This is a genomic window from Blautia sp. Marseille-P2398, from assembly GCF_964240315.1.
Classification (GTDB): domain Bacteria; phylum Bacillota; class Clostridia; order Lachnospirales; family Lachnospiraceae; genus Blautia_A; species Blautia_A wexlerae.
Window position 1 is genome coordinate 320,045 of sequence record NZ_CAXSTD010000002.1, and the last position, 23,758, is coordinate 343,802.

Consider the following 23,758-nt stretch of genomic DNA (forward strand, 5'->3'; position numbering starts at 1 on the left):
TTTTATGTTTATATTAGCTTCAGATATTCCAGTCCGTTTCTGATTCCATAATGGAACATATCCTGTGTAATATGATCAGCCAGAGCTTTTATTTTCTCTGAACCATTTCCCATGGCAACCTTCACGGCCGCATATTCAAACATGGCGAGATCATTATTGCTGTCTCCAAACACGATCGTATCCTCCCATGGAATATCAAAGAGTCTGCACACTGCCGAGATCCCCACTGCCTTGTTAAAGCCCTTTGGGACAAGTTCAATGGTGGTTCCCGCAATCCCTGAACCACTCTCATGACGGATAATGTCATAATACTCACTCAGTTCCCTACAGGCAGCTTCTGCATCACAGCCTTTTATCATTTTGGCACTGATCTTATTAATGCGCATACAATCTTCATTTCCCCTGATGGGACGCCATTTAGATCCTAAAGATTCTGTGATCAGATCCGTATACCAGTTCACATCTGTATTATATTCATCCTTATCATAATACATGAAATCTGCACCTTCCATAACCGGGACCAGACCATATCTGCGCAGGATTTCCACTGATTTTTTTGCAACTTCCGGGGGCATCTCTTTATTAAAAAGACGTTCTCCATCCTTTTCAATGGTAGCCCCGCAGGCACTGATCATACCGGTAAACGGAAGCTCTTCCAGATACCGGGAAACAAAGGCCCTGCTCCTGCCTGTGCAAAGCCATGCGTCATGACCGTTTTCTCTTAATTTCTTCAATGCCTCCTTTGTGCTCTGGGGTACACCCTTTTCCATATCGCAGAGTGTTCCGTCTGCATCAAAAAACACTGCTTTTCTGTTCACTTTCTTATCTCCTGATTTTTATATTTACGTTTATCTGCCAGTGTACCTGCAAACTATGCAAAAAACACTGTCGCTGCCTTAACCAGGCTCTCTGTATCTTTCGCACCTGTTGTTTCATATACAGAATGCATGGCAAGCTGTGCCAGACCGATATCCACTGTTTTCACAGGAACCTGGGTATTGGAAATATTTCCCAGCGTGGATCCGCCTGCCATATCCGAACGGTTCACAAAGGTCTGGTACGGCACCTTTGCCCTGTCACAGATATCCTTGAAAATTGCAGCGGACACTCCGTCTGTACAATATTTCTGGTTTGCATTGTACTTGATCACGATTCCCTCATTCAGCACCGGACGGTTTACCGGATCTGTCTTATCCGTATAGTTTGGATGGAGAGCATGAGCATTATCTGCAGAAATCATAAAACTGTCTGCAAGTGCCATATAATATTCCTCCTGGGTACGTCCCAGTCCCATATTGATCCGCATCAGAGTATCCTTCAGGAAAGCAGAAGCAGCGCCCTGTCTTGTACTGCTTCCCACTTCTTCATTATCCAGCACACAATGTACAGAAATGCTTTCTTCACGATTTCCCTGCAGGAATCCCTCCATAGAAGAGAATGCACACTGCAGATCATCCAGTCTGGGTGCAGAAACAAATTCCTCATTTACTCCCCACAGAGTACCCGGAGTTCTGTCATAAAGAAACAGATCATGTCCCAGAATATCTTCTGTCTTTACTTCTGCGGCCTCAGCCACAGTTTCCATAAATCTGCCCTTTCCTTCCTTATCGCTGAAAAGAGGCAGCATATCCTTCTGCACATTATATTTATATCCGTCATTTACTTCCCTGTTCATATGAATGGCAAGATTAGGAATAACCAGCAGATCTCTGTCCACAGCCACCATCTTCTCTCTGATTTTTCCATCCTGACGGACGATCAGCCTTCCTGCCACTGACAGAGGTCTGTCAAACCATGGAGACAGAATCATTCCACCGTAACGCTCCACATTCAGTTTGATATAAGCATTCTCCACCTCTATCTCAGGATTCTCCTTAATCTTAAGGGAAGGGGAATCACTGTGGCTTGCCATAATATGAAACTTCCACACAGGCTTCTGCGGAATGGAAAAAGCTATGATCGCAGAATGATTTCTGGTCACATAATAATTTCCGCCTTTTTTAAGCTTCCAGTGATCCTCCTCTTTCAATTCTTCAAAGCCTTCTTTGTCAAGCCTTTTGGTCATCTCCGTCACTGCCTGAAATGCAGTGGGGCTTTTCTCTATGAATTTCAGTAACTTCTTTGCTGTTTTTCTGTACATAGTTTGATTCTCCATTTGAATGATTAATCAAGCGGATATTCGCAATCCGCTTCGCTACTTGCTCATAATCGAATAACTGCTTCGCAGTTTATCAGAAGGAGCTTGCACTCCTCCTGATACAAGCAAGTCCCCACCCACTGCTTATTACTTTTCGCAATTGAAGCAGGGGACTTACTTGATTCGGCTAAAATGCTACCTGATTTATACTATTTTTTATTATAATCAGTCTGTCCTGGTAATAAAAACAGCAGTCATTATTTCCATAAGAAATATGTGCTGCTGCTTTTATATCAGTCTTTAATGATCAGAGCCATAAAAACCAGATCTGTATTTCCTGTATTTGCAAGTGCATGTCCATGATTGTCCGGTGTGAATGTAATATCTCCGGCTTTTACCGGACGATAGGTACCGTTGTCATTGTATTCGCCCTGTCCCTGTAAAATATAGTAGGTTTCACTTTCTCCATGATGTTCATGATATCCCAGTGAACATCCCGGCTCCAGGGTTACCTGTGCATACAGTCCACATTTACCATTCAACTGTTCTGCATCAAGGATTTCTTTGATGATTACGTGACCATTTCCACCTGCCATGTGTTCTTCGCGTCTGATTTTCATAATTTTTTGCCCTCCTGTAGATGTTTTCTCTTTTATAGAATTTCCATTGAATATATCATAGCACTGTTTGTAAAAAATGGCAAAGTAAATATCAATGGAACATTCAACAAAATATCGTTACTGGTTACTGTTCACTTTATTTTGCAGTATTTTCAGATTTGTTCAGAAGGCTGTCCAGAAGCTGCGAAATGGTCTGATTTAACACAGGATGTCGCAGATACGGAGCAATCTGATTCATTGGTACAAGAACGAAATCGCGGTTGTGCAGATCAATATGAGGAATATGAAGATCTGGCATATCAATAATTTCCTGATCATAAAACAGGATATCCAGATCCAGTGTCCTTGGTCCCCAGTGGATGATACGTTCCCTGTTTGCCGCCTGTTCTAACTGATGCAGTCTCACAAGCAATTCTCCAGGAGTAAGAAGTGTCCGCATTTTCAGAACTCCATTTAAAAATTCATCCTGATCAGTAACTCCGTAAGGTTCTGTAATAAGATAATCGGAAATTGCCTCTATACGGCATCCTTTTGTCTCTGCCAGACCACGGATCCCATTGTCTATATACATCTTTTTATCACCCATATTAGAGCCAAAAGCAATGTAAGCAGTATGCCATTTCCGTGTAATTTCCACAGATACGGTTTTCAAAGGAAGACCAACCGGTGCCCAGGGCTTTTCAATCTTCAGAGTAATTTTTTCAAGTCCGGAAAGAGAGCAAAGAAGCATTTCTGCAAGATTCTCTGCAAGAGATTCCAGAAGTTTATAAGTATGTTTTCTGGTGAAATCAGTGATCATATGGCTGACTTCGCCATAGTTTATGGAAGCAGACAACTCATCGGTTAATCCCGCCAGACGTGTTCTGGTAAAAAGCGTGGCAGAAATAACAAATTTCTGTCCCAGAACATTTTCCTCGGGATATACACCATGGTTTGCAAAAACCTCCAGCTCTTTAATTTCTATTTTGTCTAATCTGGTCTCATCCATAACAGCAAATCCTTTCTGTATGTTATTTATATTTACCATCTGTTTTGTGCCAGTAATTTATCTGCGTCCCAGGATTGCTTCTGTCATCTGGATCACACGCTTGTTTTCTTTAACATCGTGGACACGGACAAAAGAGCATCCCTTCATTACGCCAATTACACTGGTAGCCAAAGTCCCCTCCACGCGCTGATCTACAGGAAGATCCAGTGCCAGTCCGATCATGGATTTGCGGGATGTACCAAGGAGAACCGGAAATCCCAGATTCTGAAAAAGCTCCAGGTGATTCATTGCTTCCAGATTCATTTCAAATGTTTTTCCAAAACCAATTCCCGGATCAAGCATGATTTTTTCATCTTTAATGCCAGCCTGTCTTGCAAGATTGACACATTCCTGTGTTTCGGCGAGCATATCAATGAGAAAGTTTTGATATTCTGTATTAGATTTGTTGTGCATCAGGCAACAGGCCACATCATATTTTGCGATCACAGCTGCCATTTTCGGATCATATTTTAATCCCCAGATATCGTTAACCAGGTCAGCTCCTGCCTGGATAGAGCTTTCAGCAACACTGCTCTTAAAAGTATCTACAGAAACAGGAATGTCAAAATGTTTTTTGACCGCTTCAATAACAGGAAGAACTCTCAGTGCTTCCTCGTCAGCACTGACAGGAGTATGACCGGGACGTGTAGATTCGCCTCCGATATCAATAATATCTGCACCATCAGCAATCATTGCCTCTGTATGTTTCAAAGCTTCATCCATATGATTCCATTTGCCGCCGTCAGAAAAGGAATCAGGGGTAACATTCAAAATTCCCATTATGTAAGTATGATTCTTAGTATCAAAAAAACGGTTTCCAATTTTCATGAGCAGAACCCATCCTTTCTTTTGTGCTTATGAAGAAGATCAGTATTCAATTTTCATATTTTTTTTATCATCAGACCAATAGCATTCGGAAGCAGCGGAACATAAAAAACAATTTCTGGACTGCTTATCCGCTTTATAAAGAAGTGCTGCCAGCGTACTGCAGGAATCTCCTTTTCGGTGATGTCCAATGGAAGACAGAATCAGTTCTTTTTCCTGTTCTGTAAAGTGCAGATCTGTCAGAATTTCCCGTGCGATTTCTACTCCTGCAATATCATGGGGAATGTTGTACTGATATTGCTGTGCACGTCCTATATCATGAAGAAGTGCTGCTGCATAGATAAGCTCTTTGGGCAACTCCAGATGTTCCTCCAGTGCATAAATGTACATCAACCGTGCAACATCCAGAAAATGTTCAGGGGTATGACGGCAGAAGATCCGTTCACTTTCAAGTTCCTGTATTTTTTTATAATGTTCCTGATAAACCGGGTGCCTCCAGATCCGATTGACACGATCCATATCTGAAAAATTGTTATTCATCCTTTTACCATAGAAAGGAACATTTTCTGCAGTTCCTTATCTTCTGTAAACGCACCACGGGTTACAGTAGTGATTGTTTTGCTTCCTGGTTTTTTTATTCCGCGCATGGTCATACAGGTATGTTCCGCTTCCAGCATTACCATAATTCCTTTTGGATCCAGAGTACGCTCCAAAGCATCTGCAATCTGAACAGTAAGCCGTTCCTGGATCTGTGGCCTTCTGGAATAAACCTCTACTGTACGTGCCAGTTTGCTTAAACCGGTAACTTTGCCGTTGGGGATGTATGCAAGATGAGCTTTTCCATAAAAAGGCATCAGATGATGCTCACACATGGAGTAAAAGGTGATGTCTTTTTCCAGCACGATTTCATTATTTTCTACAGGAAACTGCTTTAACAGATGCTGATCCGCTTCATGACCAAGACCTCCGTAAATTTCTTCACACATGCGGGCAATCCTGTCAGGAGTATCAATCAGACCTTCCCGTGTAATATCTTCACCGATACCTTCCAGAAGCAGACGGACTGCCTGCTCAATTTTCACTTTGTCAACCATTAAAAAATAACCTCCTTTGTATTTTTGAAATGGAGATTATCCTTTTGACCAAAGTCAAGCGGATATTCGCAATCCGCTTTGCTACTTGCTCATAACCGAATAGCTGCTCCGCAGTTTATCAGAAGGAGCTTGCACTCCTCCTGATACAAGCAAGTCCCCACCCACTGCTTATTGCTTTTCGCAATTGAAGCAGGGGATTTACTTGATTCGGTTAAAAAGGATATCTCCAATTGTGATAGAATGTATGTCGAAAACATTCCCTAGCACAATATGAGATATCCTCTTATATTGTTTGCAACGGGTGCGGATAATATACCGTAAGACGCACTTTTCGTTTCAGTGACAACTCCCCATTCACCGAACACTTGACGCATAAAATCCTATTTTGCATATCATTCATTTCGGTATTCAGTATACCATGTAATACGATAATAGAAAAGGTTTTTTCTGACTTTTCAGAATGATTTTTTCCTGCTGCCAGAACTAATAGTTTCGAAGTACACTTTGCAGATATTCTTTATACTGCTGCTTTACATCTTCCGGTCCGACAATCCTCATCCCGGATCCAGAATCGTACATAATTCCGATGTATTTAACATATGTTCATCATCGGTACGTTCAAGCATGATTTCCATCAGATATAACGTACGGAGCTTCTGATTAAATGAAGCCATGGCGCATCTCCTCCATTTTCTGTTTTCACTTTTCCCAGTGAAACATTTTCACATTTACCACTCTTCACATTTAATATCGCTTATCTGTTCAATTGGAATGACCGTTTGATCTGTCATGATCATGGTATGCTCATATTCATCTACTTTTTTTACAATACCAGAGTACGTAACATAGGATCCGCCGGCTTTTTTTGCATCGGGAATAAAATAAGTTATCGATACATCCTGTTCTATACCGATATTATTTCTGATTATGTTGATTTTTTCGTTCAGCTGAGCAATCACTTCCTCACTCAGTTCCAATCTTTCATCAGTTAATCTTGCTGTTTCTTTTATCGCAGCATCATGTCCAGTCAAGGCTGCAAAAGGAGCAAACTGCGCTGCCCGATCCCGAAGAGGCATTTGCGGATGATTCTTAGAGACCGGATGTGGTAAATTGATGATATCGTCATAAAAATTATTTTTCATCCTCTTTCAACTCCTTTACGCCTTATGTCCGCCAATTTGTTCATTTCTGTCCTTGGCGGTTGCACCTTCCTGAAGATTCATTCCCTTCAGTACAGCGTTTTTTCCAAATTTCTTTTTAATACTGAGCATTGCTTCCTGCATACGTTTCTCACGATCCAGCGCAGCCTCTTCCTCTTCCTGCTTTTTCCTTTGCGCCTCATAATCCGTAAAAAGATCCAGTTGCTCATACACTTCTTCTTTCTTTACAGAATTTTCATCCACAAGCCTGTTCGCTGTAATATTAATTCTTCTGATAAGCAGGTTTCTGTCAACGATCCTGTCATATAGCTCTATTACTGCATCCGTTATCATTTTTGTTGAGGAAGTCTGCCGTTTCAGATTGGTCGTTCCATGTGCATGTTTCGGAATTCTTCTTCCATAACGGTCGATCGTAACCTCTCCATGATACTGCTTTTTCCTGTCGGCATTGTTCAGATTCTCAATATCATAACCAACTGTCAACACAATCTGGTCCGTCACAAGCTTCTTATCCACCAGATCCAAAACCATCTGGTCCGTCATCTCTTTGACGACTAATTTTGCTTTTTCAAAGTCATAAGGACAATGAAGTACCTGCCCGGAACAAACACTGTTCGTTTCCGGTTTGTAAGACTTGACCATTTCCATGGTACAGGGCTCATATCCCCAGGCATGATCGATCAGCAGCTCTGCATTAACGCCAAACAGTTTATATAGCAGATCTTCGTTATATAATTCTTTCTCTTTTCCGATGGAACATCTGGCAATATCACCCATCGTATAGAGACCATATTCTTCCAACTTCTTTGCATATCCCTTTCCGACTCTCCAGAAATCAGTAAGAGGTCTGTGACCCCAGAGTTTCCTTCGGTATGACATTTCATCCAGTTCTGCAATTCGTACACCATCTTTATCTGCTTTAATATGCTTCGCTACAATATCCATCGCAATCTTACATAAATACATATTCGTTCCGATTCCTGCAGTTGCTGTTATACCTGTCGTTTTCAGCACATCCTGTATCATGGTCATTGCAAGTTCTCTTGCTGTCATATTATAGGTATGCAGATAATCCGTTACATCCATAAACACTTCGTCGATCGAATACGGAAAAATATCTTCCGGTGCAATATATTTCAGATAAATGCTGTAAATTCTGGTGCTGTATTCCAGATAGAGAGCCATCCGGGGAGGAGCAACAATATAATCAATCTCCAGTGCAGGATTGATATTTAATTCTGCACTGTCATCAGAAGAACCAATAAATGTTCTGTTCGGTGCTTTCCACCTGCGGGCACTATTGGCTTCTTTTACTTTTTGAACAACCTCAAATAAACGAGCCCTTCCGGGTATCCCATAACACTTTAAAGCTGGAGATACCGCAAGACAGATGGTTTTTTCTGTTCTGCTTTTATCCGCAACCACAAGATTGGTAGTCAAAGGATCCCGATTTCGTTCTTTACATTCCACAGATGCATAGAATGACTTAAGATCAATTGCAATATAGGTTCTTTCCTTTTCCATCATTCTACACCTCACGATTCTTATTTATCTTGACCAAAAATCTTTTTCATCGTAATAATTCGCTCAAGTATTTCCTGCCTGAATTTTTCTACGTCATTTGTACGCTTGCGCACGCCTGCTGCCGCAGCATGTCCACCTCCGCCAAACGCCTGCAGAAGTTCTCAAGTTTATCTTCCTCTGCAATGTACTTAATGAGCGCAAGCAGATCCTCACCCTTGCCCTCCCTGTTAATCATATTTTCCAGGGGTTCCTTGATTCGAGAATCAAGGGACTTCTACTTAATGGAACCGTGGTGCGCAGAATTTTGATCAATAGTTTTTGATTCCATTCAATAAAAAACATCTTCTGCAGATATTGCATTAAAAATATCCAATTTTAGTTCTTCATCAGAATCATATGTACAGGTCAGTATTGCAGCAAGAATTCTCCGAAGCAACTCTTCATCAATATGTCCAGCTGCTACGTGATAACTGATATTCTCCATTTCTCGAAAGTATGTATTAGCAACTGCCATATAACCGTTTTTTAGTAGAAACATTGCTGTTAAAGTAATAGCTATTCGTTTATTACCGTCGCAAAAGCAATGAAATTTACAAGAACAGTAAAACAAATGCAAAAGCTTATCTAAAAAAGTGGGATAATAATCATCGTTTTGAATATGACATAATACGCTTTCAAGTTTCCCTATATCGAGCTCGCCACAATCGCCGCCGCCACTATTCCGAATTGTTGCAAGATGAATATCCCGTGCCTCATCTATTGAAATATAGTGTATCTCAGCCATCAATTCCGCTCCTTCAATCTTTTCAGTACATCTTGATTCTCGTGCATAAGCAATTCAAGTTCATCGCCAGCGACTCCTAAGAATTTCTCGTATTCTTCTGCTTCCAGAGGCTTAATATACTCTTCCAATTGCATATGAAATGCATCGCGTAAAGCCATGTCTCTACTGGCCATTTTGGTACGTGCTCTAAGAATCAGGGGCTTCCATAAAGGTAATGACTCAAAAGCTGAAAACAAATCTGACAATTCCCAATTGTTTAGTTTTCTTCCCAACTGTGTAGACTGATCTTTAATCATTGCTGCTAATCCACATTCGTAAGACGCAATTAGATCTAAAACCTCAGAATACATCGTATCTCTGACGCTATCTCTTTTAGACAAATGTAAAACTTGCTTATATTCTTGGGCTTTTTCCCGAAAAATGCTTTGGTAAATTTTATCCGTATAAATTGCATATTTGCTATTTCCCATGGAAACATAGTCTCTAAGAGCATCAGTGAATTCGCGTCTATAGTTTTCTTCCTGTAAAAATGCACTGATAAAATCCCTGTCACGTTGATTGATATATTTTGTCGAACCACCTGTCCTTTGATTAATGAAATCAATAACAATATCCAACATGATCTGCCGGAGAATTTTTGCATTTTCACTCTCGACCAAGAGCATCGAAATATTCAAAAAAGCCTTAAAATCAAATAATGCAATTTGAGGAGTTCGATTGCTGATGTTCCCGACATTAATGTCGGGAACATCTTGATTCAGAACACAATTCAAAAAATCTTTTAATCTTTTTCCTTTAATGATTTCGTATCCATTCGCAGAGATTTCCTCAAGATTTTCACTAACATAGCGTTCAATAGTCCGAACTTCCACCTCGAAAAAAGAGGCTACCATTGCTTTAGTGAAACGTAGACGTCCTTCAAATATTATTCCTTGAAGACCTGTTTGATTTTGAATTTCTGCCACTGCATTTTCATTATTTAGAATGTTTTGTCTATCAACCTGTGAAGTTGTAAGATTTCTTGCCATATACAATCCTCCAATGATTATTTAAGATTCATCTAGTGCCTTTTGTAGCAATTCTTTATATATAGTTGTTACTTTCTGCGGTTCAACGATTTTTATTTTTCCGTTGAGTCCGAATACCCATCGATAAAAGGTAGTACTGGTGTATACGCTGACCGTTGCTTTAAAACGCTCCGCATCAACCGGCTTACATTCAAAGTCTGTGCCGAAATATTTCATGACCGATACCTGGCAATACAGCTACACTTTGACCGGATCTTCGGTTGCTCTGTGATACAATCCAGACGGAAATTCTGCATCTCCTACGATTTCTTACTTCCACGCCTTCCAGATATCCGGCTGATATCCAAGAGGGGATTGTTTTCCATTACAGACAACCGGTGTCTTAATCACCTGCGGATTTTCCAGTACCTTCTCAAGTTTATCTTCCTCTGCAATGTACTCAATGAGCGCAAGCAGATCCTCATCCTTGCCCTCCCAGTTAATCATATTTTCCAGTCCACCGTTTGCCTGGGCAACTGAATTAAATTCGCCCTTACTCATGCCCTTTTCTTTCATATCAATAAACTGAAACTTGATCCCACGTTCCTTAAAGAAACGTTCTGCTTTCTTTGTATCATTGCACTTCTTTGTCCCCAAAATCTGTACGTTCAAATCAATTCTCTTTATCCATTGCCATATGTATCATTTTCTCGAAGGATTCTCTGAAAAGCTCATCATCCTCCGATGTTCGTTTTCTTGGTCCTTTTAAATGATTCTTTCCGGATGCCCTTCGTGCCTTCTTATTCAAATGCCGTTCCATAAGCATCTGGTCAATATTCTCATTGGTATACCATTTCCCTGATTGATGAATCGCATACGCATTTTTTCCAAGTGCCATTGCCGCCACTCCATAATCTTGTGACACAACAATATCGCCTTTATGACAAATACTGATCAGTTTATAATCTACTGCATCTGCACCGGCTCCAACTACAATCACCTCACTGTAATCAGAAGACAACACATGATTTGTATCACATAACAACGTTACCGGAACACTATGCTCTTTTGCAACTTTTTCAACAATACCAACTACCGGACAGGCATCTGCATCAACAAAAATCTGCATATTTTCTCCTACTTTAATTACATTTGAATGGAGTACGAACCTCAATGAGATTACCACTGGGATCATACAGCCTTACAAGTTTCTGGCCACCTGCAAGTTCTGTCAATTCTGTGGCATATCGGACGAAATACTTACCAGATTCATATTTCGCAAGCAATCCATCTATATCAAAATCCTCGAAATACAATTCCATCATGTTATTGAACGGCGTAGAAGTTTCATTCAATGTTTTCCCCCATATGTCGGCATCCTGCAAAACAAGTCCCTCCGATAAGATCACATTACCTTCATTCTTAAGAATCACTTGCAGTCCAAATAAGTTCCTATAAAACTCTATGGATTTTTCTATATCATCCACCACAATCAGTACATTCTTTAACATACCGGCCACCTCGCAATCCGCATTCGATTATATGATCTTCCCAGACAAATGATCAATTTCATGTTGACAGATCTGTGCCGTCCATCCAGACAGCTTCTGCCGCTGTTTTTTCCAGTTGAAGTCATAATATTCTACTTCAATTTCCTGATATCTGGTCGTCTTACGAACACCATCCAGAGACAGACAGCCTTCTTCCGTCTCATACATGTCATGCTTTGAAACAATCACCGGATTAAACATAACAACATCTATAAATCCCATATTCACAATGATAATATTCTTCCTTACACCAATCATATTTGCAGCCATACCAACGCACCGTTCCCGGTTCGCCTGCAGTGTGTCCTGCAGATCCTTCCCAATCTGGATATCTGCTTTTGTGGCTGGCTTGGATGGCTGGCCTAAAAAGAAAATGTCTCTTACAATTTGCTTTACCATTTATTTTCTCCTGTATTTAATTTCTAATTCTTATTTATCCTGACCGGAAATCTTTCTCATCGGCTCAAGATTAATTTTACAGCATCAATCAAGTCCTCACTAAATCCTTTAATACCAACTCAAGTATAACATAGATATAACCCCTGTAGTGCATAAACTCGAAATATTCCTGTTCACTGGCAAATAAAATGTATTTGCCTTCTACGTATCCCATGTATCCGTTGCTTGTGTTATAACCTTTCATCTGCCAGTTCCCCCTTGATTTCTTTTTCTAATATTATCAGTTTACACCAAATGGCTGTGCAAAAATCCCGACAACCAAAAGACTAAACTTCCTAAATCATTTTTGTATTCAACAGCTGAAGATAGAGAATAGCAAGGACAGGAAGTGATTACCCACCTTCCGGACATTCGTCTCAAAACAGGAATCCTACTGGAATACTTGCAGATAGATAAGGAAAGCAGCTTATCTTCCTTTGTCACAGTAAGTCCTGTGTCATAAAGCTGATAAGCTGCCATTTTGTTCTGCAGGTATTCTATTTGTTCTCGCTCAACCTTTTCTTTAGCTCAATGATATTCTCCTCAATCCGCTGTATCACAGTCTTGAAATCATCATCTGATTTCCCCGTTGGATCATCAAGTCCCCAGTTATCATCAAATGCTCTTCCAATAAAAGGACATCCCACATTACAGCCCATTGATATTGCGATATCAACATCTGGGATATCAGTAATCAGCTTACTATACTGACCATTTGCTTCCATGTCTATTCCATAAATCTCTTTCATGACACGAACGGCATCCTGATTAATCTGAGGCTTTGTCTCTGTTCCGGCCGAATAACTTTCAAATATATCTGATGCCAGATGTTTTCCCAATGCCTCTGCTATCTGACTACGACATGAATTATGAACACAGATAAATGCGATTTTTTTCTTATTCATGAAATGGGCACCTCTCCTTAATACATTGATTGTTCTTATCAGAATGAATACACTTTATAACAGGTTTTTCCATTTGTATATTGAAATTCTCTGCCACATAGTCAATCGCTGAGATTATGGCCATATAAGAATCTCTTTTACAACATCTTGGTCCACCAATGCTCCCCAGAATCCACATACACCGCCTGGAACAGCTTTTCCTCTATTCAATGATTGTGGAATTAACCTGATATTCAGCTTTCTGCATTGCAGAAACAGCTTTCCAAAAACAACGATAATCAATAACATTTAACGGCACTCCCATCAATTCGGAAGTGCCACTTTTTCCAACTTATTATTCACATCAAAGCAAACCTTGTCCCCTTCATTGATGTTACATTCATAGAGCATGGCATCCTCTGCTTTTATCTTTATTTCTTCTCCTGAAGAATTCGTAAGCGTCACTATTGCCATGACTGGCATTCCTTTCGGTCGCTCTTCACAACCGAAGTCCAGGTCTTCATCAATTCGTTTTACTGTATATATCATAGCTATTCCTCTGAAAATAATATTAAAAATTAGTTCTCCATGTTCCTTCGAATTTTCTCTATCAAAGTGACATCTGCTGGTAACCAGGCAACGCTGTCCAGTTGATCCTTCGTAAGCCATTTTGCAGCTTCCGCTTCTTTCAGTTCCAGGTGACCGGCTGTGACCTCTGCCCAGAAGCAGTCCATGGAAAGGTGAAAAGTGGGATAGTCATACTCTATAGTGTCGATCAAATCCCCTACCTTAATTTCTGTATCCAGTTCTTCCATGATTTCTCGCTTTAATGCTTCCTGAGGTGTTTCACCTGCTTCGATTTTTCCTCCTGGAAACTCCCAGCCGCCTTTCAGCTCACCGTAACCACGAGCCGTTGCAAAAATTTTATTCTTTTCTTTCATATTGTCACAGATAACTGCTGCAACTACTTTTATCGTCTTCATCTTTTTCGTACCTCAAATCATTTATGCTGTAATATTTGACTGTAAATACCGTAATAAATCTTCTCTCACTGGATGGTGCATTTTCATCGTTACTTTCGTGATCGGCTGCATACGTCCGCGATTATCTTCTTTCCGAGCATTTCTGGCTCCCACCAATTCCATTGTCACTTTCTTATCAAAAACTTTTTCAAAAGATTTTTTAGCCTGCTTCGCACATCTTTTTATTTCTAATCACATAGAATTACAAAGCAATGCTCTTGTTTGCCTTTGGAAGCATATCCGCAGGAATCGAATTATGCAGCTTCCATACGAAACTGACAGGTCTCTCTCCTTCATGCTTCACATAATCTGCATTTCCTAAAAAAGTATATGGTGCTGTATATGAACCAATCCTTTTAAATTCACGAACAAATAATGATATGATATCACCTGTATTCTTGTGATTAATATATCTCTGTATTTTTGCACTCGCTTGCCTATCCTGACTTTGGCTTTGCCAATGAAAGAGCTTATCGTTAATTGCATAATCCTCATACATAGTAGATGGAGAGAAATCCTTCTCTGATTTGTTCAGATTAATAAAAAAGATATCTGTTTTTTTGTCTTCAAAACGTTTTACACCTTCTCTGAATTCCGGTGATTCTGTCTCTGTAAATAATCCAAATGCAGCCATAATCTGATTTGTGTTATAACGGCAGTGTAAATCCAGAGGACAAAGATAAGAATATTCATTTCTCCCAGCAACAAAACTGATATGCTTACGATTGTATTTCAAAATCTGCAGAACTTCATCTCTTACAAAAGTTTCCTTTAGGACTGACTCAATTCCTTCATCGATACTTTGAAAACCGCATTTAGCCGGATGCTTTTTATAAAATGTGTAATAAAGCATATTTCGCATGATGCGTTCCTCTTCGCTATTTGCAACTTTATTACCGTCAATATATCTGATCCAATAATCCAGTAGTCTGGCTGAGTTCACATGGAAAAATCCGGTCATCATACTGTAAATTTTATCATCTACATCTCTGTCATCTTCAATAATGCCTGCCCACTTTTTTAAGCGGAACAAAGATCTGGCACCTGTATTCTGATAGAAATCATACAGAGACATATTATATTCCAGCAAAAAGTTTTCCAGATTAAGCGGTAATCCGGTATCTTCTTCAAAGGTTCTCACCATTTCAATCAGTGCTCTTTTGTTATTATCTGTCTGCTTCAGGTTCTCCAGAATATATTCTTTTGCATACTTTTCAAGTTCGATATAGCAACCTCTTGGCAGATTGCTGAATCCATCCTCCACCTGTTTGCGAATGGATTTTCGGCCTTTCCCTACAATTGCCTCAAATTTCATTGCAAAATTATACTTTTTGTTTGCCTGTCCAATAAAATCAAGAACCGTAAGGCAATCTTTCCCTGGACTTAAACGTAACCCTCGTCCTAGCTGCTGTAAAAATACAGTCGCACTTTCTGTTGGCCTCAAGAATAAGACGGTGTCTATAGCCGGGATATCCACGCCCTCATTATACAAATCCACAACGAAAATAAAGTTTATCTTTCCACTTAACAAATCTGTTTTTGCATCATTTCGAATATCGTCTGCACTTTTCGAAGATAATGAAATGGACGGGATTCCTTTATCATTAAAATATTTCGCCATGTAATTTGCGTGAGCAACACTGACACAAAATCCAAGACCTTTCACAGACGAAATATCTGTCACATATTTTTTTACACTGTTTAAAATCAAAGCGCAACGTCTTGTATCTGCCGTATATACTTTTTCCAGCTCTGACACATCATATTTACCACGCGTCCATTTGAAATTCCTATAATCTGTGTCATCTGTTACGCCAAAATACTGAAAAGAACTTAACAGATTTCGATCAATCGCTTCACCCAACAGTAATTTTGATGCAATACGTCCATCAAAATACTTCAGGATATCCTTACCATCCATTCGGTCAGGAGTAGCAGTCAATCCTAATAGAATCTTCGGCTCATAGTATGCCAGTAATTCCTGATAAGAATCAGCTGCTGCATGGTGAAATTCATCCACTATGATAAAGTCATAATAGTCCTTGCTTGTCCACTGAGAAAGCTTTGCAGAATTGAATGACTGGATACTGATAAACAGATGCTCAATATCCGTTGGTTTATAACCATCTACGTACAACTCACCAAAATTAAAGTCATTCAAAACTTCCTGGAATTTCTGAATGCTCTGTTCGAGAATCTCCTTTCTGTGAGCCACAAATAACAAACGTGCTCTTGGGTTCTTCTCCTTAAAAGCTTTATAATCAAATGCCGCAATAATTGTTTTTCCAACACCTGTCGCTGCAGAAACCAGATTACGATAATGTCCGTATACTTCTCGTTCTGCAGCAAGATTATCCAAAATTTCCTGCTGATATGCATATGGTCGAATCGAAACCTGAAGACTACGTTTTGACTTTCTATCAAATGCAGCCCTCGTTAATTCTTTTTTCAGCTTTTCATGACAGTCTGGGTTTTCAGGGTCAAAGGTTTCAAAAGAGGCATCATTCCAGTAGCTCTCAAAGGAAACCGAAAACTTTTTCACAATATCAAATGACTCTTTCTCAGTCACCTTCACATTCCACTCCAATCCCCCAGTCAAAGCTGGATTTGAAAGATTTGATGAGCCAATATATGCAGTTGAAAATCCAGTGTCTCTTTTAAACAAATAAGATTTTGCATGCATACGTGCATGATTCGTTTCATAATTAATCTTCACTTCCGTATTTGGAAGCTCTGCAAGAGCAACAATCGCTTTATAATCTGTAGCCTGTGTGTAAGTCGTTGCAATCACACGTAAACGAACACCCTCTCGTTTCGTGAATGCAGTCAATTCCACAAGAAGTGGACGTATTGCACTCCACTTAATAAATGAAACCAAAAGATCAATAGAATCAGAGGACAAGATTTCTTTCTTCAATTCCGAAAGCATACTTGGTTCATTTTTAGATCCTGTAAACAAGGCATTCTCTACAATTGACGTTTCCGGATGCACAGCTTTGATTGTATTAATGCTTCTTGCTGAATTCATTTTTTCATATAATGAGGTCAATACTTCTCCTTTTTCAAGAATGATATTATCCTCAAATTCAGGTTCATTCGTATGCTCTGCTATTTCCTGAACGATTTCATTACATAAGCGAATTTGTGCCAGTAACGATTCATTTTCTTTAGATGACGGGAAACTGTCTCTTAAGTATTGCAAAGCCTGATTTATGACATATGATATGTATATGGTAAGAATACGTCTTGCATCCTCTCCATCAAGCTTTTCTAATTCTATATCATATTTTTCACGATCAAGCTGCTGCAGTTCTTTATTTATTCTCGTATTAACAATCTGTTCGTATATCCCATTTTTTAACATTAAACCCATCTCCTTGTTATGTATCATTCCTGTTTACAACAATGTAAGTCAGAATATACTGTTATTATTAATTATACTACACAGACTCATAATTCGGTGGAAAAACTTTCCGGAAGCAATTCTTCGAAATACATATAATTATAAGGAAAATTCATAATGCTTTCTTCCACTCTTCTGTTCGTGGCTCTGCTGTTTTCTTGTTTCTACTTCAATCTGCTTTGCAGCAAGTGCTTGTAATACACTTGTCATAAATAAGATTCTGGAATTTCAGCTTGTTCTAACAATTTTTCGCTTTGATAGGCATTCTTCGTAAATCCAATATGTTAAATAAAAACGCCAGTAGAATACTCCACTGACGCCTTACAAATACTATTGTTTTTTCTTATTATGTATTAATAACTTTACTTATGATTCCCAATAGCATTTGAATCATTCTCTCAAATGACTCCTTAAATTTTTGTATTCTACCCTATCACACTGGCACCAAATGGCATGAAAGAAAGTCTTGCCATCTTGAAAAACTGCTTTCCAAACGGAATTCCAACTATCGTAATACACCATATACAACCAACTATCAGATTTCCAAGCGCCATTTCCCAACCAAAAAATACAATCCATATGAGATTTACCAAGAATGAAAACATACCATTTCCATACACGATTTCTTTTCCAAACGGCCAGAATGCCAACGTTGCAAATTTAAAGCATTGCAGGCCTACCGGAATTCCAATAATTGTAATACACCATATGCATCCTGCAAAAACCCATGCCAGTCCACCCAGCAATCCTCCAAATATAAACCAAAGGATATTACCTATAGTTCTCATGATAACACATCCCCCTTAAAGTCCTCTGAACATCTGATCAACATGATTTCTACGATTTCTCAACCAGCTTTACGGCAGAATCTCAAGCCAGTATCCATCTGGATCTACAATGAAATAGATTCCCATCGCTTCATTTTCGAAGCAAATACACCCCATCTCTTCGTGCTTCTTGTGCGCTGCCTCATAATCCTCCGCCTTAAATGCCAGGTGAAATTCGCATTCACCCAGATTATATGGCTGTGGATGATCTTTAAGCCAGGTAAGTTCCAACTCAAAATCACTTACATCGTTGCTCAGATACACAATAATAAAATCATCGGTAGTCTTTCTTCTCACCTCGTGCAGATCAAGGGCCTCGTTGTAAAATTTAATAGATCGGTCCAGGTCTGATACATTGTAATTTTCGTGAATCATCTTAAATTTCATAGTTCTTCTCCTTTTGTACATTTTGTGTTTCTAATACGTGACTTAGATGTCAAATCTCCAACCACAATCGCCATGATAAATCATTTGTTTTGTCATACCACCGTCAATACAGATATTTTCACCTGTAATAAAGCCTGCTTTTTCAGAACAAAGAAACAGTACCATATTGGCAATATCCATGGGATTTCCCACACGATGAACTGGCTGCTGCACTGCATCTGCTCCTGTATATTCGGTAAAGTCAGTATCTATCCATCCCGGAGAGATTGAATTGACTCGTACTCTTCCTGCAAGGCTGACTGCCAACGCATGAGTTAATGCTGAAATTCCGCCTTTTGCTGCGGTGTAACTTTCTGTTTGCGGTTGACTCATGCGGTCACGGGAAGATGAAATATTGACAATGGCAGCTCCTTCAGAAAAATATGGCTGAAATAGTTTGGCCAGATAAAACGGTGCCGTAACACCTACTTTTAATGCATAATTGAATTCTTCATAAGAGCAGTTGTCAATTCCTTTCATCAACGGTAATGCGTTGTTGATAAGATAATCCACATGACCATATTCAGTAATCACCTTTTGAGCAAATTTCTCCAATGTATCCTGCTGTGCAAGATCACCGGTAAAGTAAACTCCAGGCTGTTTATCAATGCTGCAGATAAGGGCTCCTTGCTTCTGAAATTCCTCTGCAATAGTCTTTCCAATGCCCTGCGCGCCTCCCGTCACAATCACAACTTTATTATTAAACTCCATATAAAACCCTCCCGCAAAAATCCGATTTCTATTTCTGCTGCCACAACATTGTGTATTCTTTTTCACCAGTAACATCATCTAATTATTCAGATGTATTCTTTATTCCAATCTTATTACTGAATTCCGGATTTTTCTCTGTCTTTTCTATTATTCAGATCAATCGAATTCTCTGTGCTGCTTCCATCTGATCACCTCATTTATATTCTCCCCTATCACACGGGCACCAAAATCAACTATTTAATTCCTGGAACATTTTTCTGCATCAATCGCAAGTACAAACATCAGAGCATCCAACGCATTTCCTGTATCCGGCACATCAATAACATATGTATCAGTCATATGAAACAATTCTTTACTAACCTGTGCAATTGAATAACCGCTTCGATCAAGAATGCTATAATCCCATTCCATAATTGTTCCATCAATATACCATCCATTATAATCAATATTATAATGTGGTGTCAGGAATGAGAATTCTTTGCTTAGGCATCCGATATAACTGCCGTTTTTATAAATGTGAATTAAAAACTTTATCCTCACACGACTGAAGTCGCGTGCTTCCAGACGCTTTAGGCGTCAGACTAAATATCGGCGGATACGCCTGTAACTTAGGTCAGCGCAGTTATGCGCATTTTTCCATGCCAGATATGGCAAGTTCCCACATTGCAGGTAGTCCGCTGTATATCTGCCTGCATTTATGCTGCCTTTAAGATTTCCATTTGTAAATGAAGTTCTTTCAGATCTGCATAAACACATGAGGTTCTACGCTTTACCGGAGGGACTTTTGCCTCCAGCAAAGACCTTTCCGTTACCGGAAGGGATTTTAAAAGTTCTCTGATAAAATATCTTGCTCCGATATTATACGATGCCGACAGGTCACAGTTATATCTTTTTCCTGTCTGGAATACACAAAGACTGTGATTTTTCAGGTCACGGGACACACTTCCGGAGCCATCGTATGCAAGCCTGCTCGTATTCCATGCGCAGACTCTGGATACCCGCATTCCTTTTCTGTGTGCCTGATGCTCACAGCGTTTCTGGATATCCCGTTTTCTCCACAGATGCAGTTTCTGTTTTTTCTTTCCGGATATCTTTCCCTGCATTTCCAAATACTCGAATACGATCACATCTGCATGGTTCTCTTCTGCATTTTTTACGATCGCACCTGCAATTTTTCTTCCCAGCTCTATGTTCAGGCGTTTCGTATATGCCCATCTTCCCCGTGACTGCGCAGAGCTGTGTTCCCTCTGGAATCTTCGGATTCGGCCCAGTGTGCGGTACATCCGGTCTTTTTCACTGGGATGATTGATAAATTTTCTCCCCAGGACAGTTCCGTCTGCCCGCATAATGGTACAGACCGCATCGGTATTGATTCCCAGGTCCACACTACAGATGATCTGTTCTTTTACCGGTGTCTTCGTAAGTGTCACTTTTTCCGTATAAGAAAAACGCAGGAAATATTTATGGTGCCTTTTCTCCAGTGTCGGGGCTGATGCCTTTTTCCCCGACCAGTTCCTGCGCAGATATTCCATATCTGTGTGATTTAAACGCACACAAAACCATTTCCAGTCATGACCATCATACAGTTTCAGGTATGCTTCGTCTTTTCCTTCTTTTTCCTCTCTGTACATGACATCACGATAAAAAACAGGCATGGCATGATTCTCATACGCCAGTCTGGGTTTCCCTGCTTTTTCTCCTGACTTTTCCCACAGATCCATCCGTGTTTCGTAAGAAGATACACTTCCCAATGCATGCTGGATTGCGGCTCGCCTCAGGTAGGACGGCATCTGCGGAAAGCGAAGATCAAAATCAAAGCGTGCAGGATTCTTTTTTGTAGTATGCACCAGATGCTCTGCAGCATTAAACCGCCTTTTGGCATCCGGTATCTCTGCCAGTTCTTCCCACACCTGCTCATATATTTCTGTCAGGTAACAGACCGCAGACCGGTAGATTTCCAGTGTCTGGCGGACTGGGATATTCTGTTTTCGTAATTCTACGCCATAGCTGGATACGGTCTGCATCTCTTTTCCTCCAACAAATCATTTCTTCTGTCAGGCTTTTTTCTTTTCTTTTTCCTTTTGTCCTTCGATGTAGGCAAGCACCTGGTCTCTGCTCCTGTCACTGACCGTTATGGCACAGTAAGACGGATTCCACAGATGCCCACCCCACAGTTCCTTTTTTAACTCCGGATGCGCAAGAAACATCTGGCGTGCAAGATTTCCTTTCATAATCTTGATCATATCTGAAATATAAAACTGAGGTTTACAGTCCACAAGCAGATGGATATGATCCGGCATCACCTCCATTGCCAGAATCTGAAATTTATATTCTTCTGCAAGATTCTGTAACATTTCTTTGCATTCTGTATCGATTCCGTTTTTTAAAACCTTTTTTCTGTATTTTGTACACCAGACAAGATGATACTGCAAGGAATAGACATATCCCCTACCATATGAAAGTTTGTTTTTATCTATATTAAATATATCTTTTCCCATATAAATATTATACCATATGTATTGGTTTATGTAAACATTTGTTCTGTTGTTTTGTAAAAAAATTTGCGCGTCTAACTCATCAGTTAAATGAATTTTTAAAACTTAAATGAAAAACTAAATTCCGGTTTTGGACCAAATGCAAGAGTAAATTCCATATAGGTCGAAGTTACTTTTGCACACATATTTGCCATATTGTCTTTGATAATCATTACTCCGTATAATGTACTTGCAGCTGATTGCCTGCCTGTGCAGATTGGAGATAATTATGAAAAATAAAGGCAATCAGAAACATTTAACATTTGAACAGCGTGTTGATATCGAGAAAGGTCTTACTGAGAATAAAAGCTTCACTGAAATTGGACGGATTATTGGTAAAAATCCATCTACCATATCAAAGGAAGTACGTCTCCACGCACATACAAAAGAACGTCCGGATTCAGGTTACACTCACCCGCCATGTATTCATCGCAAGAACTGTAAGGTGACATGCTTGTGTGATAAGATGTGTGGCATTCATTGTAAGCTTTGCAGAAAACCATCCTTTCGCTGCACTGATATATGTCCCGCATATGAGACAGCTGAATGTGAGAAACTGAATAAACCTCCCTACGTATGTAATGGCTGTGGTAAAAAGACCCATTGTCTTATGCCCAGAAAGTTTTATTCATCCAAATATGCCCATGATGAGTACCGTAGCGTGCTGGTCGATTGCAGAGTCGGCATTAACCAGACTCCGGAAAGCATTCAATCCATGAATGATTTATTGGTTCCATTGATCAAGGAGAAGCATCAGTCCATCGGTCATATTTATGCTACTCATGCAGAAGAATTGGGTTGCTCCAGAAGAACACTTTACTCCTACATCAATGATTGTGTATTCGATGTCCGCAATGGTGACTTAAGACGTTCTGTACGTTATAAGAAACGCAAGAAACCTACACAGACCAGTGCAAAAGATCGTTCTTATCGTCAAGGTCATAACTACGAAAATTTCCAGAATTATATGAAAGATCATCCAGATATAAATGTTGTGGAAATGGACTGCGTGGAAGGAATGAAAGGCGAAAGCTGCGCCCTCTTGACCTTTACATTCCGCAACTGCAATCTTATGCTTATGTTCCTGTTGGAATATCAAGACCAGGAATGCGTGTTAGAGGTCTTTGTATGGCTTGAAACAGTGTTAGGACAGGATGCATTCAAAAAGCTTTTTCCGGTGATCCTCACGGATGGAGGTTCAGAATTCTCAGCTCGTGAAGAGATGGAGAAATTCTGTGACGGAAGTAAAAGCACGACGGTCTTTTACTGTGATCCATACAGCTTTTGGCAAAAAGGTGCCTGCGAAAAGAACCACGAGTATATCCGCTACATCCGTCCGAAAGGGAGTTCATTCGCTGATTTAAATGACGAGAAAGTCAGACTTATGATGAATCACATAAACAACGAAAAAAGAGACAGTCTTAATGGACATAGCCCATATGAACTCTCTCTTTTACTCTTGGACAACAAACTGCACAAAGCATTAGGATTAAAGGCAATCGCACCTGATGATGTTATGCTTAGTCCAAAACTTATAAAATAAAATAGTAAAGCACAGGCAGATTTCACTGCACCAGAATTTAGTCTTGCACATAAGGCATGTGGAATTTAGTCTCGCACACTATTTTCAGATGCCCGGTTAGTATGCATAAAAACATAAATCATGAGTGCTTACAGGTTTATTATAAGACAAAAAAATAGAATTGTTAACGAATCATGAAAGCTTATCTCAGCCTATAATGAAAATAGGATACTGACTCCACTACTTTTTTCACTTCTCTTTTT

At 39.7% G+C, this 23,758-nt stretch carries 30 protein-coding genes, 1 pseudogene and 1 riboswitch; of the genes and pseudogenes, 1 reads left to right on the forward strand and 30 read right to left on the reverse strand.

The window, feature by feature from the left end; all coding sequences use genetic code 11:
• Positions 1-8: 8 nt before the first annotated feature.
• The 30 genes and pseudogenes from ACESZG_RS04160 to tnpA form a co-directional block, all read right to left on the reverse strand.
• Entirely contained in the window at positions 9-818 is an 810-nt protein-coding gene (locus tag ACESZG_RS04160) for an HAD family hydrolase (RefSeq protein ID WP_008704849.1), read from the reverse strand.
• 53 nt (positions 819-871) lie between these two features.
• Positions 872-2,140: a M18 family aminopeptidase gene (locus ACESZG_RS04165; protein ID WP_020993718.1), complete on the reverse strand. Its 1,269-nt coding sequence runs from the start codon at positions 2,138-2,140 to the stop codon at positions 872-874.
• A gap of 290 nt (positions 2,141-2,430) precedes the next feature.
• Positions 2,431-2,757, reverse strand: coding sequence for a cupin domain-containing protein (locus tag ACESZG_RS04170; RefSeq protein ID WP_008704853.1), 327 nt, complete (start codon positions 2,755-2,757; stop codon positions 2,431-2,433).
• Positions 2,758-2,893: 136 nt separating this feature from the next.
• Positions 2,894-3,745 carry a 2-amino-4-hydroxy-6-hydroxymethyldihydropteridine diphosphokinase gene (folK, locus tag ACESZG_RS04175; protein ID WP_008704856.1) on the reverse strand — a complete coding sequence of 284 codons (852 nt, stop codon included), beginning with the start codon at positions 3,743-3,745 and terminating at the stop codon, positions 2,894-2,896.
• Positions 3,746-3,802: 57 nt separating this feature from the next.
• Positions 3,803-4,612 (reverse strand): dihydropteroate synthase, encoded by an 810-nt coding sequence (gene folP, locus ACESZG_RS04180; protein ID WP_020993717.1) that lies wholly within the window; start codon positions 4,610-4,612, stop codon positions 3,803-3,805.
• A 39-nt stretch (positions 4,613-4,651) separates the two neighbouring features.
• Positions 4,652-5,149 (reverse strand): HD domain-containing protein, encoded by a 498-nt coding sequence (locus tag ACESZG_RS04185; RefSeq protein ID WP_008704860.1) that lies wholly within the window; start codon positions 5,147-5,149, stop codon positions 4,652-4,654.
• The gene (gene folE / locus ACESZG_RS04190) at positions 5,146-5,703 is read right to left on the reverse strand and encodes a GTP cyclohydrolase I FolE (protein ID WP_008704861.1); all 558 of its coding nucleotides are present in this window, start codon (positions 5,701-5,703) and stop codon (positions 5,146-5,148) included. The genes ACESZG_RS04185 and folE overlap by 4 nt, the downstream gene beginning before the upstream one ends.
• Before the next feature lie 293 nt (positions 5,704-5,996).
• Positions 5,997-6,093: riboswitch (THF riboswitch) on the reverse strand.
• 338 nt (positions 6,094-6,431) lie between these two features.
• Positions 6,432-6,845, reverse strand: coding sequence for a hypothetical protein (locus ACESZG_RS04195; RefSeq protein ID WP_373217633.1), 414 nt, complete (start codon positions 6,843-6,845; stop codon positions 6,432-6,434).
• Positions 6,846-6,860: 15 nt separating this feature from the next.
• Positions 6,861-8,387 carry a DNA methylase gene (locus ACESZG_RS04200; RefSeq protein ID WP_373217642.1) on the reverse strand — a complete coding sequence of 509 codons (1,527 nt, stop codon included), beginning with the start codon at positions 8,385-8,387 and terminating at the stop codon, positions 6,861-6,863.
• A gap of 160 nt (positions 8,388-8,547) precedes the next feature.
• Positions 8,548-8,631 (reverse strand): annotated as a pseudogene (locus ACESZG_RS04205) (ArsC family transcriptional regulator); the annotation flags it as partial.
• Between the two features lie 84 nt (positions 8,632-8,715).
• On the reverse strand, positions 8,716-9,171 hold the full coding sequence (locus tag ACESZG_RS04210) for a type II toxin-antitoxin system death-on-curing family toxin (RefSeq protein WP_195284427.1): 456 nt from the start codon (positions 9,169-9,171) through the stop codon (positions 8,716-8,718).
• Positions 9,171-10,199, reverse strand: coding sequence for a DNA-binding protein (locus tag ACESZG_RS04215; RefSeq protein WP_195284428.1), 1,029 nt, complete (start codon positions 10,197-10,199; stop codon positions 9,171-9,173). The genes ACESZG_RS04210 and ACESZG_RS04215 overlap by 1 nt, the downstream gene beginning before the upstream one ends.
• Before the next feature lie 21 nt (positions 10,200-10,220).
• Positions 10,221-10,415: a hypothetical protein gene (locus tag ACESZG_RS04220; protein WP_195284429.1), complete on the reverse strand. Its 195-nt coding sequence runs from the start codon at positions 10,413-10,415 to the stop codon at positions 10,221-10,223.
• 93 nt (positions 10,416-10,508) lie between these two features.
• Positions 10,509-10,850 carry an arsenate reductase family protein gene (locus ACESZG_RS04225; RefSeq protein ID WP_195284430.1) on the reverse strand — a complete coding sequence of 114 codons (342 nt, stop codon included), beginning with the start codon at positions 10,848-10,850 and terminating at the stop codon, positions 10,509-10,511.
• Position 10,851: 1 nt separating this feature from the next.
• Positions 10,852-11,307: a YaiI/YqxD family protein gene (locus ACESZG_RS04230; RefSeq protein WP_195284431.1), complete on the reverse strand. Its 456-nt coding sequence runs from the start codon at positions 11,305-11,307 to the stop codon at positions 10,852-10,854.
• A gap of 13 nt (positions 11,308-11,320) precedes the next feature.
• Positions 11,321-11,689, reverse strand: a complete 369-nt coding sequence (locus ACESZG_RS04235; RefSeq protein ID WP_271726818.1) for a VOC family protein — start codon at positions 11,687-11,689, stop codon at positions 11,321-11,323.
• 27 nt (positions 11,690-11,716) lie between these two features.
• Positions 11,717-12,127, reverse strand: a complete 411-nt coding sequence (locus tag ACESZG_RS04240; protein WP_026648565.1) for a peptide deformylase — start codon at positions 12,125-12,127, stop codon at positions 11,717-11,719.
• A gap of 88 nt (positions 12,128-12,215) precedes the next feature.
• The gene (locus tag ACESZG_RS04245) at positions 12,216-12,371 is read right to left on the reverse strand and encodes a hypothetical protein (RefSeq protein WP_167343404.1); all 156 of its coding nucleotides are present in this window, start codon (positions 12,369-12,371) and stop codon (positions 12,216-12,218) included.
• Between the two features lie 292 nt (positions 12,372-12,663).
• A complete protein-coding gene (locus tag ACESZG_RS04250; protein ID WP_271726820.1) occupies positions 12,664-13,071 on the reverse strand; it encodes an arsenate reductase ArsC in 408 nt (135 codons plus the stop codon).
• A complete protein-coding gene (locus ACESZG_RS04255) occupies positions 13,064-13,249 on the reverse strand; it encodes a DUF5714 domain-containing protein (RefSeq protein WP_226824966.1) in 186 nt (61 codons plus the stop codon). The genes ACESZG_RS04250 and ACESZG_RS04255 overlap by 8 nt, the downstream gene beginning before the upstream one ends.
• Positions 13,186-13,359 (reverse strand): hypothetical protein, encoded by a 174-nt coding sequence (locus tag ACESZG_RS04260; RefSeq protein WP_271726825.1) that lies wholly within the window; start codon positions 13,357-13,359, stop codon positions 13,186-13,188. Before ACESZG_RS04260 ends, ACESZG_RS04255 begins: the two co-directional genes overlap by 64 nt.
• Positions 13,360-13,374: 15 nt before the next feature.
• A complete protein-coding gene (locus ACESZG_RS04265; protein ID WP_118611638.1) occupies positions 13,375-13,599 on the reverse strand; it encodes a hypothetical protein in 225 nt (74 codons plus the stop codon).
• Between the two features lie 29 nt (positions 13,600-13,628).
• The gene (locus tag ACESZG_RS04270; protein ID WP_019163307.1) at positions 13,629-14,033 is read right to left on the reverse strand and encodes a (deoxy)nucleoside triphosphate pyrophosphohydrolase; all 405 of its coding nucleotides are present in this window, start codon (positions 14,031-14,033) and stop codon (positions 13,629-13,631) included.
• A gap of 241 nt (positions 14,034-14,274) precedes the next feature.
• Positions 14,275-17,436 carry a DEAD/DEAH box helicase gene (locus tag ACESZG_RS04275; protein WP_118613170.1) on the reverse strand — a complete coding sequence of 1,054 codons (3,162 nt, stop codon included), beginning with the start codon at positions 17,434-17,436 and terminating at the stop codon, positions 14,275-14,277.
• 464 nt (positions 17,437-17,900) lie between these two features.
• Entirely contained in the window at positions 17,901-18,263 is a 363-nt protein-coding gene (locus tag ACESZG_RS04280; protein WP_008704887.1) for a YccF domain-containing protein, read from the reverse strand.
• A gap of 69 nt (positions 18,264-18,332) precedes the next feature.
• On the reverse strand, positions 18,333-18,689 hold the full coding sequence (locus tag ACESZG_RS04285; RefSeq protein WP_020993711.1) for a VOC family protein: 357 nt from the start codon (positions 18,687-18,689) through the stop codon (positions 18,333-18,335).
• A 42-nt stretch (positions 18,690-18,731) separates the two neighbouring features.
• Entirely contained in the window at positions 18,732-19,439 is a 708-nt protein-coding gene (locus ACESZG_RS04290) for an SDR family oxidoreductase (protein WP_119253526.1), read from the reverse strand.
• Between the two features lie 237 nt (positions 19,440-19,676).
• Entirely contained in the window at positions 19,677-19,979 is a 303-nt protein-coding gene (locus ACESZG_RS04295; protein WP_243281317.1) for an LURP-one-related/scramblase family protein, read from the reverse strand.
• Positions 19,980-20,134: 155 nt separating this feature from the next.
• Entirely contained in the window at positions 20,135-21,463 is a 1,329-nt protein-coding gene (locus ACESZG_RS04300; RefSeq protein ID WP_373217638.1) for an IS200/IS605 family accessory protein TnpB-related protein, read from the reverse strand.
• A gap of 30 nt (positions 21,464-21,493) precedes the next feature.
• A complete protein-coding gene (gene tnpA / locus ACESZG_RS04305; RefSeq protein ID WP_118611099.1) occupies positions 21,494-21,937 on the reverse strand; it encodes an IS200/IS605 family transposase in 444 nt (147 codons plus the stop codon).
• Between the two features lie 265 nt (positions 21,938-22,202).
• Here tnpA and ACESZG_RS04310 point away from each other — a divergent pair, with 265 nt between their 5' ends.
• Positions 22,203-23,516: an IS30 family transposase gene (locus ACESZG_RS04310; RefSeq protein ID WP_173702612.1), complete on the forward strand. Its 1,314-nt coding sequence runs from the start codon at positions 22,203-22,205 to the stop codon at positions 23,514-23,516.
• Positions 23,517-23,758: the final 242 nt, after the last annotated feature.

Coding starts and splice junctions, on each gene's coding strand:
- ACESZG_RS04165 (WP_020993718.1), bottom strand. CDS start 2,140: ATGTACAGAAAAACAGCAAAGAAGTTACTGAAATTCATAGAGAAAAGC.
- ACESZG_RS04170 (WP_008704853.1), bottom strand. CDS start 2,757: ATGAAAATCAGACGCGAAGAACACATGGCAGGTGGAAATGGTCACGTA.
- folK (WP_008704856.1), bottom strand. CDS start 3,745: ATGGATGAGACCAGATTAGACAAAATAGAAATTAAAGAGCTGGAGGTT.
- folP (WP_020993717.1), bottom strand. CDS start 4,612: ATGAAAATTGGAAACCGTTTTTTTGATACTAAGAATCATACTTACATA.
- ACESZG_RS04185 (WP_008704860.1), bottom strand. CDS start 5,149: ATGAATAACAATTTTTCAGATATGGATCGTGTCAATCGGATCTGGAGG.
- folE (WP_008704861.1), bottom strand. CDS start 5,703: ATGGTTGACAAAGTGAAAATTGAGCAGGCAGTCCGTCTGCTTCTGGAA.
- ACESZG_RS04195 (WP_373217633.1), bottom strand. CDS start 6,845: ATGAAAAATAATTTTTATGACGATATCATCAATTTACCACATCCGGTC.
- ACESZG_RS04200 (WP_373217642.1), bottom strand. CDS start 8,387: ATGGAAAAGGAAAGAACCTATATTGCAATTGATCTTAAGTCATTCTAT.
- ACESZG_RS04210 (WP_195284427.1), bottom strand. CDS start 9,171: ATGGCTGAGATACACTATATTTCAATAGATGAGGCACGGGATATTCAT.
- ACESZG_RS04215 (WP_195284428.1), bottom strand. CDS start 10,199: ATGGCAAGAAATCTTACAACTTCACAGGTTGATAGACAAAACATTCTA.
- ACESZG_RS04220 (WP_195284429.1), bottom strand. CDS start 10,415: ATGAAATATTTCGGCACAGACTTTGAATGTAAGCCGGTTGATGCGGAG.
- ACESZG_RS04230 (WP_195284431.1), bottom strand. CDS start 11,307: ATGCAGATTTTTGTTGATGCAGATGCCTGTCCGGTAGTTGGTATTGTT.
- ACESZG_RS04235 (WP_271726818.1), bottom strand. CDS start 11,689: ATGTTAAAGAATGTACTGATTGTGGTGGATGATATAGAAAAATCCATA.
- ACESZG_RS04240 (WP_026648565.1), bottom strand. CDS start 12,127: ATGGTAAAGCAAATTGTAAGAGACATTTTCTTTTTAGGCCAGCCATCC.
- ACESZG_RS04245 (WP_167343404.1), bottom strand. CDS start 12,371: ATGAAAGGTTATAACACAAGCAACGGATACATGGGATACGTAGAAGGC.
- ACESZG_RS04250 (WP_271726820.1), bottom strand. CDS start 13,071: ATGAATAAGAAAAAAATCGCATTTATCTGTGTTCATAATTCATGTCGT.
- ACESZG_RS04255 (WP_226824966.1), bottom strand. CDS start 13,249: ATGTGGATTCTGGGGAGCATTGGTGGACCAAGATGTTGTAAAAGAGAT.
- ACESZG_RS04260 (WP_271726825.1), bottom strand. CDS start 13,359: ATGTTATTGATTATCGTTGTTTTTGGAAAGCTGTTTCTGCAATGCAGA.
- ACESZG_RS04265 (WP_118611638.1), bottom strand. CDS start 13,599: ATGATATATACAGTAAAACGAATTGATGAAGACCTGGACTTCGGTTGT.
- ACESZG_RS04270 (WP_019163307.1), bottom strand. CDS start 14,033: ATGAAGACGATAAAAGTAGTTGCAGCAGTTATCTGTGACAATATGAAA.
- ACESZG_RS04275 (WP_118613170.1), bottom strand. CDS start 17,436: ATGTTAAAAAATGGGATATACGAACAGATTGTTAATACGAGAATAAAT.
- ACESZG_RS04280 (WP_008704887.1), bottom strand. CDS start 18,263: ATGAGAACTATAGGTAATATCCTTTGGTTTATATTTGGAGGATTGCTG.
- ACESZG_RS04285 (WP_020993711.1), bottom strand. CDS start 18,689: ATGAAATTTAAGATGATTCACGAAAATTACAATGTATCAGACCTGGAC.
- ACESZG_RS04290 (WP_119253526.1), bottom strand. CDS start 19,439: ATGGAGTTTAATAATAAAGTTGTGATTGTGACGGGAGGCGCGCAGGGC.
- ACESZG_RS04300 (WP_373217638.1), bottom strand. CDS start 21,463: ATGCAGACCGTATCCAGCTATGGCGTAGAATTACGAAAACAGAATATC.
- tnpA (WP_118611099.1), bottom strand. CDS start 21,937: ATGGGAAAAGATATATTTAATATAGATAAAAACAAACTTTCATATGGT.
- ACESZG_RS04310 (WP_173702612.1), top strand. CDS start 22,203: ATGAAAAATAAAGGCAATCAGAAACATTTAACATTTGAACAGCGTGTT.